This window comes from Nostoc sp., assembly GCF_035638895.1.
GTDB lineage: Bacteria > Cyanobacteriota > Cyanobacteriia > Cyanobacteriales > Nostocaceae > Nostoc.
In genome coordinates this window covers 1-12,786 of the sequence record NZ_DASQZC010000307.1, presented here as the reverse complement: position 1 = coordinate 12,786, position 12,786 = coordinate 1, and the positions used below count along the sequence as shown (strand labels likewise).

Annotated in this window: 12 protein-coding genes; 2 read left to right on the top strand and 10 right to left on the bottom strand. The window is 42.6% G+C overall.

Going from position 1 to position 12,786, the window contains the following annotated elements; all coding sequences use genetic code 11:
- Positions 1–298: 298 nt before the first annotated feature.
- A complete protein-coding gene (locus tag VE944_RS14860; RefSeq protein ID WP_324978251.1) occupies positions 299–508 on the bottom strand; it encodes a hypothetical protein in 210 nt (69 codons plus the stop codon).
- A 137-nt stretch (positions 509–645) separates the two neighbouring features.
- Positions 646–2,091 (bottom strand): deoxyribodipyrimidine photo-lyase, 8-HDF type, encoded by a 1,446-nt coding sequence (locus VE944_RS14855; RefSeq protein ID WP_324978249.1) that lies wholly within the window; start codon positions 2,089–2,091, stop codon positions 646–648.
- A gap of 479 nt (positions 2,092–2,570) precedes the next feature.
- On the opposite strand from VE944_RS14855, the gene VE944_RS14850 reads away from it, so the two are divergent.
- Positions 2,571–3,014 (top strand): TOBE domain-containing protein, encoded by a 444-nt coding sequence (locus VE944_RS14850; RefSeq protein ID WP_324978247.1) that lies wholly within the window; start codon positions 2,571–2,573, stop codon positions 3,012–3,014.
- Between the two features lie 621 nt (positions 3,015–3,635).
- Here VE944_RS14850 and VE944_RS14845 read toward each other — a convergent pair.
- Together VE944_RS14845 and VE944_RS14840 are read right to left on the bottom strand one after the other, a co-directional pair.
- Complete coding sequence (locus tag VE944_RS14845) at positions 3,636–5,549, bottom strand: beta strand repeat-containing protein (RefSeq protein ID WP_324978245.1); 1,914 nt, start codon at positions 5,547–5,549, stop codon at positions 3,636–3,638.
- A 43-nt stretch (positions 5,550–5,592) separates the two neighbouring features.
- Entirely contained in the window at positions 5,593–5,859 is a 267-nt protein-coding gene (locus VE944_RS14840) for a hypothetical protein (protein ID WP_324978243.1), read from the bottom strand.
- 830 nt (positions 5,860–6,689) lie between these two features.
- Between VE944_RS14840 and VE944_RS14835 the strand changes: the two genes are divergently transcribed.
- On the top strand, positions 6,690–6,911 hold the full coding sequence (locus VE944_RS14835; RefSeq protein ID WP_414690128.1) for a ferredoxin-thioredoxin reductase variable chain: 222 nt from the start codon (positions 6,690–6,692) through the stop codon (positions 6,909–6,911).
- Positions 6,912–6,916: 5 nt separating this feature from the next.
- Here the strand turns inward: VE944_RS14835 and VE944_RS14830 are convergent, their stop codons facing one another.
- The 6 genes from VE944_RS14830 to VE944_RS14805 all read right to left on the bottom strand — a co-directional run bounded on the left by VE944_RS14830 (position 6,917) and on the right by VE944_RS14805 (position 12,413).
- Complete coding sequence (locus VE944_RS14830) at positions 6,917–7,138, bottom strand: hypothetical protein (protein ID WP_324978240.1); 222 nt, start codon at positions 7,136–7,138, stop codon at positions 6,917–6,919.
- Positions 7,139–7,252: 114 nt separating this feature from the next.
- Positions 7,253–8,044 carry a YdcF family protein gene (locus tag VE944_RS14825; protein ID WP_324978238.1) on the bottom strand — a complete coding sequence of 264 codons (792 nt, stop codon included), beginning with the start codon at positions 8,042–8,044 and terminating at the stop codon, positions 7,253–7,255.
- A gap of 103 nt (positions 8,045–8,147) precedes the next feature.
- Positions 8,148–8,654 (bottom strand): hypothetical protein, encoded by a 507-nt coding sequence (locus VE944_RS14820; RefSeq protein ID WP_324978236.1) that lies wholly within the window; start codon positions 8,652–8,654, stop codon positions 8,148–8,150.
- A gap of 103 nt (positions 8,655–8,757) precedes the next feature.
- Positions 8,758–10,281 carry a bifunctional aminoglycoside phosphotransferase/ATP-binding protein gene (locus VE944_RS14815; RefSeq protein WP_324978234.1) on the bottom strand — a complete coding sequence of 508 codons (1,524 nt, stop codon included), beginning with the start codon at positions 10,279–10,281 and terminating at the stop codon, positions 8,758–8,760.
- A gap of 99 nt (positions 10,282–10,380) precedes the next feature.
- Positions 10,381–10,986, bottom strand: a complete 606-nt coding sequence (locus tag VE944_RS14810; protein ID WP_324978232.1) for a 50S ribosomal protein L25/general stress protein Ctc — start codon at positions 10,984–10,986, stop codon at positions 10,381–10,383.
- 83 nt (positions 10,987–11,069) lie between these two features.
- Positions 11,070–12,413, bottom strand: coding sequence for an adenylosuccinate synthase (locus VE944_RS14805; protein ID WP_324978230.1), 1,344 nt, complete (start codon positions 12,411–12,413; stop codon positions 11,070–11,072).
- Positions 12,414–12,786: the final 373 nt, after the last annotated feature.

The following is a 12,786-nucleotide window of genomic DNA, read 5'->3' as shown; positions in this document are numbered from 1 at the left end:
GGGCTAACTGAACGCGGCTTGGGCAGAATTTACGAAGTAACCTATATTCCTTTGATTGAGTTTGGGCTAGTTGGCGTAATTTACTTAATTTTCCTGCTTATCTTATGGACAATTTCTCGTTTCCCTGTCAAGACGTAATATAATATCAGGTTTTTACCCCACCCTAACCCTCCCCTTGGAAAGGGGAGGGAACTAGATTTGTTTCTTCCCCTCTTTCCAAGGGGGGTAATTCGACTTGTGTATACACCGTAGCCTTGGTAAGGGGAGACTACAGGGGGATTAAAACGATCTTAAATTCTCACGAGTGATTTAGGACTGCTATATAAACAACAGATACCTCGAAGTCGTGTTGAAGTACTCCAAAGTCGTGTTGAGGTACTCCGAAGTCGTGTTGAGGTACTCCGAAGTCGTGTTGGAGTACTTCAAACTTTGTCGCACCGCGATCAAGTACACAGGTGCGTAGGCGTAGCCTGCCGTAGGCATCGCTTTCATAAATCTCTACAAACAAAGCGATGTCTACAACGAGCTACGCCTACGCTTGACTTTTAAAACAGTCGCTACAATTGATAGATTTTACGCGATGTGCAACTTAATCCTTAGATTAGCCAGACATACTATGAAATAAACATTAAAAAACTAACTATTTTACTCACCACTAGTAACAATTTTTTGCTGTTGATAACGTAGTTTAAACTGCTGCTGCTGTATTTTATGATCCACAATAGGCTCAGGATAACCAACAGCATGACGTTCCAAAGATGGAATTTTCCCAGTAACTAAATATTCTGTATCTACAGAGCGCAATTCTGATACCCATTGCCGAATATATTCGCCCTCTGGATCAAATTTTTGTGTTTGACTGGCTGGGTTGAAAATTCGCACAGGTTTAGGGTCCATGCCGCTAGAAGCACTCCATTGCCAACCCCCATTATTGGCAGATAAATCACCATCAATCAGGTGCTGCATAAAGTATTTTTCACCCAATTGGGGATTAATTAGCAAGTCTTTAGTAAGGAAACTAGCAACAATCATTCGACAACGGTTATGCATCCAGCCACTCTCATTCATCTGGCGCATTGCTGCATCCACAATGGGATAGCCAGTTCTCCCCTCACACCAAGCTTGGAAATGTTCCTCGTTAGTTTGCCAAGGAAAGTTTTTAAAGGTGTCACGGAAAGCACCCTCAGCTAATTCGGGGAAGTTATACATTGCATGTTGATAAAACTCCCGCCAAGCTAATTCTTGTTGCCATGTGCGAATATTAACTGCTGTTTCTTCACTGCGGCTGTTTTCTAATGCTTCTATTGTGGCTTTCCAAACGGTGCGAATGCCAATTACGCCAAATTTTAAAGCTGCACTCAGTTGTGATGTTCCCTCAACTGCGGGAAAATTTCGCTGTTCTTGGTATTCAGTAATAGCTTTAGCAGTAAATTCCTCTAGCCGTTCTTGCGCCGCCACCTCTCCCGGTGAAATAATTAATTCTCCATCCCAAATAAATCCTAAATCTTTCGCTGAAGGTAGCGTTAAGGCTCCTGCAAGTTTAGCAATTTCCTGTTCAGCTTCTGTTAAAGCCTCAACATTTTGGAGAGTTTCTACTGGGTTCGCTTTCGGTTTGGCAATCCAATTTTTCCAGAAGGGTGTGTAAACGGTGTAAGGTTGATTGCTACCGGTACGTAATTGCTCTGGGGAGTTAAGGATCTGATCCCAGTTTTGGTTAAGAAACTGAATGCCTTTTTCTTTGAGAGCATTTATAATGGTGCGATCGCGTTCTTGCGAATAAGGTTCTACATCCCAATTCCAAAAAACAGCTTTGGCATTTATTGCTTCTGCTAAAGCTGGTATCGCTTGTACAGGATTGGCGTGGAGTATTAACAACTGGCTACCAACTTGAGCATATCGCTCTTGAAGTTTCTGCAAACAGCCAATCATATAAGTTACTTTCACAGGAGCAACATCATCCCGTTCCAGAATATTCCGATCGAGGCAAAACACCCCCACCACTTTCGGACTCTGTTGTTTTGCCGCAGCCAGTCCCGTATTGTCAGAAATGCGTAAATCGCGCCGATGCCAAAACAGAATTAAGTCAGACATTCTATGCTATATATAATAGTTCACCCGTACTAGCTTAAATGCTAGTGGTACTAATGAACATCATTCTGGCGATAAATTTCTTCTGTGGGTGGGCATCAGCAATTGTTTGAGTTGGGGTGGAGAATTTGTGGCGGATATCTTTGATCTCCCTGTTTAGATTGCAAGATGTAGCGTTCATCAGTAAGGATATTACGACAGAAAGGCTTGCAGATAATCATAATTTTGATCCCAAATCAAGCCAGTGTAAATTTTGTCCCATTTAAGTTGGTATAAAATAGCAATCTCACTTAATATATAAGTAACAAATTGTTTTGTCCCTACAAAAAATAAATATTTATGTAGTTAAATGTATGAGATTAGTCGATAAATTATCTATAAAAATCGAGAAAATCCTTCCATAAAAAATATTTTTATTAAAACAACACATCGAATTGATACTTGGTAGAATCATACCAAGAATAACTAAAACTGATAACATTATGCCAAGAAAAGAACAAGGATGGGTCACGTTTCAAACCTCAGAGGACGAGCGAAAAATTCTGGAAGAGTTCTGCGAACAGTCTCAACGCACCAAGACTGAGATTCTACGGGAACTCGTGCGTAGTCTGAATCAGCACTCATCAGCATCAATATCGCCCTCAATTCAGCAGGAAAAACAGGAAGATATTTATACTCAAAAGCCTTATATAGAAAGTACTATTCAAAAGAAATCACTAAAAGTTAGCTCTCGCAATATTCTTAAAGGTGTCGTTAAACGAGTTGTCTATGGAGCAGTTAATAGTGAGGTTACTCTAGAGATTATTCATAAAGTAGAATTAACCTCGATTATCACTAGAGCTTCCGCAGAAGAGTTGGAACTATCTGAGGGAAAGGAAGCTTATGCAGTCATTAAATCTAACGATATTGTCATTGCTAGAGAATAGAAATGCGTTGCTTTTAAGGGTAGGATCTTAAAAAGATGAATTATAACCACTAACATCTTTGATCTTGGAAACCTGCAAGATAAATTGAGTATATATAATTGATGCGATGTTTACGACGAACTACGCTTACGCAGATCCAATTGCTTAGGGATTAACTAGGATCATTTTTGTTTGGCTTGCTGGTATACAAGACTTTACAAAAAGATTTGTAATTGAATTTGCGACGCCGATAGCGTAGCGGTAGCGAGTCCGCGTTCGCTTTTAGCGTCTCGTAGAGAGCGTTATAGCCCGTCGTAGACATTGCTTATGTAATAGCTGTTTTCATATAAATGAAACACATGGTAGTAGCGTAGCACAGCGATCATTGGTATGAAGAAAAGCCTAGAAATAGCTTAACTGTTGGGGGACTTACCCGCCTGGAATTAAAGTTCTTTGGCTTTTAGCCAAAGTCTACTAAAGTAGACTAAAGATTTTTAGGTATATTTTTAGTCATCAAGAGATGACTTTTGCTATTAGCAAAAAAATTCAGTTTCTTGTGAAACATAACTTTTACGTGAATTTGACATCTATGCACAGTGATGCTGCCCTACCGATGTTGACACAGATAACATCTGTATGCTCCTATGCTTGTACGACAAAATTTGATGCACTCAGAGTTGGCGCACCAGTGAGGGTTGCAAATAGACCGCCACTGCCAAAACCTGCTGCACTGCCATTTTGGTTGTAGAACAACTGGCCACTCACAGCATTGTAGATAATTTTCGCCGTGCTAGTCGCCCCAGAACTGGTGATTTTAAAATCACTGGCATTGCTAAAACCTGTTCCTGGAGTTGAAGTAATAGCACTAAAAGTAGTTTTATCTAGGATGATCTTATCAGCTTCGGAACTGTTGAAATCAGCGATCGCATCTACACCAACAGTAGTCAGAGCAAAAGCAGCATCGGTGTTATAAAGGAATCTGTCAGAACCTACACCACCAACGAGAATATCATTACCTACACCACCCACAAAAGTATCATTGCCCTCTCCACCGATGAGAACATCATCGCCTGACCCGCCCCGCAACAGGTCATTACCACTTAAGCCATTAATGATGTCATTACCCCCTTGACCATTAATCACATCATTGGAGTTGTCAAAACCTGCGATGTTATTGTTTAAGTCATTAAGGAAGGTGACAGTGTTTTTGTTGAAAATGCTAGCTTGAGTAGAGTTGGCATTAATTACATCAAAGCTATCGGCGATGTTGCTTTGCCCATCAAACAGGATATTGCCAATCGCAGGGCTTGCTTGAGAAGTAAACAGATTATCGAGGTTTTCTAATTTAAAGTTTTGCAGAGTAACTTTAGTAGAACCCACATTTTCAAAGGTAACTTCTAAGTTGTTACTATTTTGAGTTAATTGCAGATTTTGGGCAGTTAAACTACTACCTGTAAATTGTAAGGTGTCAACATTTGCAATAACTTCTGCTGAAGGATTTATACCTTTACCAACGCCACCAAAATCGGTGATGGTATCATTGCGATCGCCAAGGCTAATAAAAAATTTATCTTGACCGCCGTTGCCTGTTAGGGTATCGTCACCAGTTAACCCATTGATGATATTGTTGGTTGGTGAACCAAATAATTTATCTGCACCACGAGTTCCAGTCAGGTTGACAGAGGTATTGCTACTAGGAATATTCGTTCCCCCAAACACCACATAGCTTTGCCCAGCCGCAGAGTTGCGGTTGGGGTCGGCAAATACTGCCCCAATAATCAGGTCGTCAATGCCATCGTTGTTGATGTCCCCAGCATTGCTGACTGAGTTGCCTGATACGTCACCTGCTGCAATGCCGTTAATTATAAAGCCATTAGTGCCATTCAAATCAGAGAGGTTGAGGCTGCCGCCACTGCCCAGATTCGTCCCCCCAAACACTACATAGGTTTGCCCAGCAGCAGAGTTGCCGTTGGGGGAGGCAAGTACTGCCCCAATAATCAGGTCGTCAATGCCATCGTTGTTGATGTCCCCTGCATTATTTGCTACTATGCCGTTAATTATAAAGCCATTAGTGCCATTCAAATCAGAGAGGTTGAGGGTGCCGCCACTGCCCAGATTCTTGCCCCCAAACACTACATAGCTTTGCCCAACAACAGAGTTGCCGTTGGGGGAGGCAGTTTGTCCCTCAATAATCAGGTCGTCAATACCATCGTTGTTGATGTCCCCTGCATTGTTGACTGAGTTGCCTGAGAAGTTATTCGCTGCAATGCCGTTAATGAAAAAGCCATTAGTGCCATTCAAATTAGAGAGGTAGAAGGTGCCGGTGCCGCGACTGCCCAGATTCGTCTTCCCAAACACTACATAGCTTTGCCCAGCAGCAGAGTTGCCGTTGGGGGAAGCAAGTACTGCCCCAATAATTAGGTCGTCAATGCCATCGTTGTTGATGTCCCCTGCATTGCTGACTGAGCTGCCTGAGAAGTCCCCTACTGCAATGCCGTTAATTATAAAGCCATTCGTGCCATTCAGGTCAGTGAGATTGAAGAATGAATTAGCCATGATTTTCTCCTGTGTTTATTTGTTGTTAGTCAGGGAGTGGGCTTTAAGGTTTTAAGCTTGAAGTTCCGTGTTCCAAGTAGGGGCGCACAGATGTACATTGAGCCAATGAAGAGATAAGGGATAATTGAAGACGGAGACAAGGGGATAGAGTTTCCCGTTGTCCCCTTCGAGGACTTGCACTATTTAAGAACTGCCAATTGACTGCTACTTCCACAACCAGGTAGGCTTTGGGTTTGTAGAATAACCGCTTATTCACAGTATCGTAGATAATGCGATCGCTACTGCTACCCTCTAAAATTTGACTGCACATGGTAATTCATAATTCGTAATTAAGAAATTCAATTAGGAATTATGTTAGTAGCACTGTTTGGGTATTATTTAGTCAAAGGACTTGACTTTTAAATCTTTAAAATATTTAGATACTCTGATAAATATGTAAGTAGTGTCAATAGGTTAAATGTAATTTTGGTAAATTTATAGTTGACTTTATAACGTGCAAAGTGAAGTTTTTGTGTAAGCGTAGCCTGTCGTAATAGATATTGCTCCCTCAAGATTATGTACGTATCTATCTAAAGATATAAATCATTGGTGAAAAATGAACCTAACACGGAGATTTATCTTTGCCTGTCACAATCTCTGCGTCTTCTTTGACAACATTCTTTTTACCGGGGGTTGGGGAGATCGAAGCCTGTGGGGCAACTCTAGAAAACTTGTGTACACCACTGTAGCCGCTTCGGAGAGAGGAATACAAGTGAGGTTAGAGTGCATTCGATAATAACGGCTCGTCTGCTATGCACGAAAATTGGTAAGAGAGTTGACCTGGGGAACATCCTAGAGTGAAGATAAAAAGGTTAAATATCTTGTCACAGTAGTAAGCGCATCTGATATCGGCTTATTTCCTTTCATTTCCCTACTTTTGGGGTAAACACAAAGGGTAAGGGCGATAGTTATTAACGCGACAAAAAACTAAAAAAGTACGCACGGATTGCTAAAACGTGCCTGGACGCAGAGGGTTAAATGCGCTGTTGCACCCCGATGAGGCGTCAAGAAATAGCTGATTAAATCAAATTCTAAGCGATTTAATCATATATTTTGTAGCAGATACTTGTGGAAAAGAAAATGCTAGATGTAAATGTTGTTATGAAAGTTGGCGATCGCGTCCGCGTTAAAGATTCGGTAGTAGTGTATCATCATCCTGAACATCGGAATCAGCCTTTTGACATCAAAGGCACTGAAGGCGATGTAGTAAGTATTGCCACCCAATGGCGAGACAGACCCGTAAGCGCTAATTTGCCGATTGTAGTCCAGTTTAGTAAAAAGTTTAAAGCCCATTTACGCGAAAATGAGTTAGAGGTCATCTAAATCACTTATCGGCGGCGAAACCACTGAAAAATATTCAGTTCGCCGCGCATTCTTTTAAGCTCTTGGCGGTTTTGTTCTGCCGTTGTATAATACCATTCACAATAACGCTGAAACTCTGACCGTGAACGAACTTCGTGGTAGAACTGATGAGTTGTTTGGTAAGCGCTAAATGCTTCCTCAACTTGGTGTTGAGGGGATGGCATAATATAAGGTAAATTTTTAGACATAAAGTTAAGAGTGGGGAGTAGAGAGAGGGGAGTGGGGAGTTCAGGCAATTACCGTACTTTATAATTAATAACTCATAACTCCTAACTCTAATTTTCTAACAACTCCTAACTTTATTAGAGCCAACCGCGTAAGCGATAAACTAAAGAACCAATGTACTCTTTTAAAGCGCTGGTAAATTGGTGCAAGTTGTCGGTATCAGGTAATAAATTCAGTATAGCGGCTTTAGGAGTGTTGCCGAGTTCTTGCAGTTCACCCTCACTAACAATAAAGTCAGTCGGTGTAGGAATAACATTGATTCCTTGACGTTGGAAAATCTTAAGCGATCGCGGCATGTGCATTGCAGAAGTAACTAATAATACCTGACGAATGCCACGAGACTCCAAAATTTTGCGGACATTTACAGCATTTTGATAAGTATTTAGAGATTCAGGGTCTTGGATAATTGCCTCAGATGGAATACCAATAGATGTGAGTATTGTTGCCATATCTGCCGATTCTGATGAACCACTTCCCCGCCAATCGATGCGGCCCCCACTCAGAATGATTATAGGCGCTCTTTTTTGGCGATATAGTTGTGCGGCGTAAATTACGCGATCGCCTGATTCACTCAAATCGACGGTAGGTCTTGGGAAAAAAGCTGATTTGGTTGCGCCACCCAAAACCACAATCGCTTCTGCAACTGGTATTTGGGCGGGTGAAAGATTTTGCCATTCTAGCGATCGCACTAATGATTTAGCAATCCAAGCATTACTACAAAATAGCAATAAAGTCAAAGCAAAAGCAATTGCGATCGCCGCAGTGCGCGGTCGTTTCCACAACGTGACTAATGCTACTACCAAACTCACGCAGGCTAATCCTAGTGGATAAAAAAATAGTGGCAGTAATTTAGAGAGATATAAAAACATGGTGGGGAATGGGGAATGTGGAATAGGGAGATGAGGGAGTAGGGAAAGAAGAACTATTGATTATTGGCTAATGTCCAATGCCCCATGCCCAATGCCCAAATTACTACTTTTCCCAAAACCTGAAATTGATACTACTTCCAGGGGCGCGACGGTAACGGCGGGCGCTTTTTCTTGTTTGCCGTTTGTTCATCCTGTCGTTCGTTGGTTCAATTTGGCCCTCTTCTAATTCTTCAACTTGCAACTGAGTTCTAGTTTCTTCCTTACTTCCCCACCAAGCAGTAATCCAGCCTCCAGCTAAAGCGCCTAATGCACCTAGCAAGATACTCATGGGTGCTGGATACCCTAAATATACAAAGCCAAGCATGAAAAATAACCAGTATTTCAGTCCTGTATCCACGCCATCAGAAGAGGCTACAGTTGGAGGTTGGGCGCTATTATTGGTTACATTTGTGATCCAGCTTAAGATGAAACCCCCCATGATACCTAAGAAGATGCTCAGGGCTGGTGCGGAACCGGTCATTATTAATATAAATGTTAAAAATGCCCCAAATAACAACTGAGAAAAGAAACTGGGAGAAATACTGAAAAAGTCGTTCTTTTTGTCTGCCATAGAGTAAATAAAAGGCTATTAACTAATTACTAATGGCGCTCGCGGACTCGCTAACGCTACGCTAACGTAATTCATAATTTTCTATTCAATTATGAATTACGAATTACGAATTACGAATTACTTGAGTTGTATCCAAAATCTTTACGTAAGATTGTTCTTCTTCAGTAAAAGGTTCAGCTTGTTTAATTTGTGAGTCTAATAAATCGGCGGTAGCATCAGCGATATCACCAGTGCGGTTGTTCAGACGCTCTTTTATAACTTCAAGGGGTGCTGTGCATTGGATAATTTGAAGGGAAAGTTGGTGCTTTGTGGCTTGAGCGATCGCTTCTTGCCGCAACTGCTGGCGATCGTACTTGGCATCCAAAATCACCGTAAAACCTTGTTGAGCTAGGATAATTCCCAATTCCAACAGCCGTGTGTAAGTTTTTTCGGTCATCTCAGGGGTATACAAATCATCGCCACCTTTTTCCCACAGAGGAATTCCCCCTAAATGTTTCCGCACCGCATCAGAACGCAGGTGAATTGCTCCTAGTTGACGCGCTAAATGCCTTGCTGTGGTACTTTTACCAGAACCCGACAACCCCGACATCAAAATTACTTCTCCCAGCTTTGGTTTCGTGTATTCCCAAGCCTGTTTGTAATACTCAGCAGCAGTTTTTGTCGCTTCTTCCTTTACCGTCGTGGGTACACTCGGATCGTCTAGCAAGAATGAAGTTACCTTTGCTCGAACATAAGCCTGACGGCTTAAATACAAAGGTAGCACCTGTAAGCCTTCCCAATCTCCAGTTTGCTCTATATATGAATTCAAAAAAGCATTACCCAAGTCTTTGCGTTGCCGCGCTTCCAAATCCATCACTGTGAATGCCACATCGTACATCACATCGACAAAGCGAAACGGCTCATTAAACTCAATGCAATCGAACAGCAAGATTTTATCGTGCCACAGGGCTATATTTCTCAGGTGTAAATCCCCGTGACATTCACGAATATAGTTGTTGTGAATTCTACTAGTAAATAATTCTGCACGTTCAGCAAAAAAGTTATCTGTATATTGCTTTGTTTCTGTAAATTGCACCTGTGTTTGGGGGCCACCAATATACTTTTCAGTTTGCTGATAATTTTCATCAAATGCAGCCCGAACTTTTGGCACTTCACCAAAACTGCGAATATAATCATTCGTCTGTGCTTGGGCATGATATTGAGCCACCACCCGTCCCAACTCATCTAGGTGTGTCTCATTTAAATTACCCTGCTCAAAAAGTGTACTTAATAGCGACTCTTGAGGAAACTGGTGCATCTTTAGCACGTATTCTACAGCCTCGTCAGTTCCCCCTAACTGGTATTGCTCTCTTACCAAAGTTATAGGCAAAACTTCTAAATACAGTTCACCTGCTCCCCGTTGATTCAACCGCAACTCTTCCTGAGAAAAATGTTGCCGCTTCTCTAATGTGGAAAAGTCTAAAAAGCCAAAATTCATCGGTTTTTTCAGCTTATAGACGTAATCCCCAGTCAGCAGCACATAAGAAATGTGGGTTTGAATTAGTTGAATAGGTTCTGTTACCGAATGGGGATAAAATCCAGGTTGCAACATTTGTTGAATTAAAGCTGGAAGAGTCGCTTCTGTCATCTCTGTCCTCTGCGCTCTCTGCGCCTCTGCGGTTCAAATACAAAAAAACCAGGAGTTCCCCCCTGGTATCATCAAAAATTATTACACAGTTTACTTAGCTTAAGAAGCTGCTTCAGTTTCAGTTTCTATCCCAGCATCTTCAGCGCTAATTTGTGGTGGCAAAACGCTCACAACAAGTCGCTCTGATTCAGCTAGAGGTGTTACACCTTCTGGAAAGGGTATATCACTAATACTCAAGCTGTCTCCAATTTGCAGGTTAGAAACATCGATTTCAATTACATCTGGGATGTTTTCTGGCGCACAAGTCACTTGCAATTCGCTGATTACGGTGTCTAATACACCACCTTCTTGTTTAACACCAACAGCAGTTCCCACAAAACGCAACCGCACTTCTACAGTTGTGTCGCCGTGGCCTGCAACTGCGAAAAAGCTGAGGTGGTAAGGCGTACCTTTGGCTGGATGGATCTGAAGTTCCCGCAGCAAGGTTTTGCCACGCCAAGGTGCATCAGCAACATTCAACTCAATCAAGGTATTGTTGACGGAAGCTCTTTTGAGCAAACGCTCAACAGTTTTGGCATCAATGGTCAAAGAAATGGATTCTGTACCCTTATGACCATACAAATTGGCAGGTATTAGTCCAGCACGGCGCAAAGCTCTTGGCTTGCTGCCTTCTGGACGTTTTTGAGATTCGACTGTAATAGCCATAGAAGTTGTCCTTTGTCATTAGTCATTTGTCATTAGTCATTTGTCATTAGTCATTTGTCCTTTGCTAATGACTAATGACCAATTTACGCAGTCAGCAGGGTAGCAGGTGTACCGTCGGCCTGCAATAAAGCACGTTTGGGCCCGTGGATAGGGTCTTCTACGATTATGGTTTGATCGCGGCTTGCTCCTAGTGAGACGATGGCGATCGGGACTTCCATTAATTCAGCGAGGAATTTTAGATAGTCCAGTGCTTGCGGTGGCAAGTCTTCCAGGGTGCGGCAGTCGGTTGTTGAAACTTTCCATCCTGGTAAGGTTTTGTAGATGGGGCGACATCTAGCAAATTGACGAGAACTTGTGGGGAAGTGTTCGCTGCGTTGACCATCTATGTCATAAGCGACACAAACTTGAATTTCCTCTAATTCATCGAGGACATCCAGTTTGGTGAGCGCCATACAATCCATGCCGTTTATCCGCACAGCATAGCGACCGATGACGGCATCAAACCAGCCACAACGCCGTTTGCGTCCGGTAGTTGTGCCAAATTCAGCACCGCGATCGCACAACATTTCTCCCAACTCTCCATCCAATTCGGTGGGAAATGGCCCTTCTCCCACCCGTGTCGTATAGGCTTTCGACACTCCAATTACCCGGTCAATCATTGTCGGCCCTACCCCTGTACCAACGCAAGCCCCGCCGGCCACAGGATTAGAGGAGGTGACATAAGGATAAGTCCCATGATCTAAGTCAAGGAGCGTACCTTGTGCGCCTTCAAACAAAATATTCCGTCGTCGCCCAATCGCATCGGATATTTTTAACGATGTATCAATAACGTAAGGGCGCAACCGTTCTGCATATCCCAAATACTCCTCAATCACCTCTTGTGGATTTAGAGGCGGCAAGTTGTAAAGCTTTTCTAAAATGACGTTTTTATAATTAATCGTCCACTCCAACTGCTCACGTAGCTCATCGGGGTTCATCAAGTCTAAAACCCGAATGCCTGTACGTTCAGATTTGTCAGCATAAGTCGGCCCAATGCCCCGACCTGTTGTGCCGATCTTATGGCTTCCCCGTCGTTCTTCCGATGCCTGGTCAATCATGCGATGATAAGGCATTGTTACGTGGGCTGTCTCAGATATCAGCAGGTGGTCAGTGGAAATATTTAGTTCTTTTAATTGGTCGAGTTCTGCAATCAAAATCTGTGGATCGATGACTGTTCCACAGCCGATAATGCAATCGGTATTTGGATACAAAATACCAGAGGGAATCAAGTGTAGCTTAAAGGTCTGACCTTTAACTACAATAGTGTGTCCAGCATTGACACCCCCTTGGTAACGAACCACAACATCTGCGGAACGGCTGAGTAAGTCAGTTATTTTACCTTTTCCTTCATCGCCCCATTGGGCACCTATGACAATGACGTTAGCCAAGAGCTTAAATTTAGAAGTAAAGTTTCCACAAACTATAATTATTAACATATTGCTTGAATCATGTCAAGCTTATTCTAAAACTACTTAGTACATGAGGCGCGGAAGTAAATATATCATTTCAAATGGCGCAAGAAGCTCGGAATACAATAAATACTTTTGACTTCCGCTTTGCGGTACTGGCTGTTTTCATTGAAGAAAGAGACAAGGGGACAAGGGGACAAGGGGAGGGAATCAGATGGGGATTCAGACCCCACCTGATTCAAGTCCACCAAAAAGTGGTGGGGGTCTTAAACCCTTGGGCGTTGCCGCACGACTTGGGGATGGGGAGACAATTCCCCAAGTCTCCTTGTCTCCCCATCACCTTGTCCTCTTC

What these genes read in the sequence shown, in the direction of transcription:
- VE944_RS14845 (WP_324978245.1), bottom strand. Translation starts at nt 5,549, where the DNA reads ATGGCTAATTCATTCTTCAATCTCACTGACCTGAATGGCACGAATGGC.
- VE944_RS14815 (WP_324978234.1), bottom strand. Translation starts at nt 10,281, where the DNA reads ATGACAGAAGCGACTCTTCCAGCTTTAATTCAACAAATGTTGCAACCT.
- VE944_RS14825 (WP_324978238.1), bottom strand. Translation starts at nt 8,044, where the DNA reads ATGTTTTTATATCTCTCTAAATTACTGCCACTATTTTTTTATCCACTA.
- VE944_RS14810 (WP_324978232.1), bottom strand. Translation starts at nt 10,986, where the DNA reads ATGGCTATTACAGTCGAATCTCAAAAACGTCCAGAAGGCAGCAAGCCA.
- VE944_RS14840 (WP_324978243.1), bottom strand. Translation starts at nt 5,859, where the DNA reads ATGTGCAGTCAAATTTTAGAGGGTAGCAGTAGCGATCGCATTATCTAC.
- VE944_RS14855 (WP_324978249.1), bottom strand. Translation starts at nt 2,091, where the DNA reads ATGTCTGACTTAATTCTGTTTTGGCATCGGCGCGATTTACGCATTTCT.
- VE944_RS14830 (WP_324978240.1), bottom strand. Translation starts at nt 7,138, where the DNA reads ATGTCTAAAAATTTACCTTATATTATGCCATCCCCTCAACACCAAGTT.
- VE944_RS14820 (WP_324978236.1), bottom strand. Translation starts at nt 8,654, where the DNA reads ATGGCAGACAAAAAGAACGACTTTTTCAGTATTTCTCCCAGTTTCTTT.
- VE944_RS14835 (WP_414690128.1), top strand. Translation starts at nt 6,690, where the DNA reads ATGAAAGTTGGCGATCGCGTCCGCGTTAAAGATTCGGTAGTAGTGTAT.
- VE944_RS14850 (WP_324978247.1), top strand. Translation starts at nt 2,571, where the DNA reads ATGCCAAGAAAAGAACAAGGATGGGTCACGTTTCAAACCTCAGAGGAC.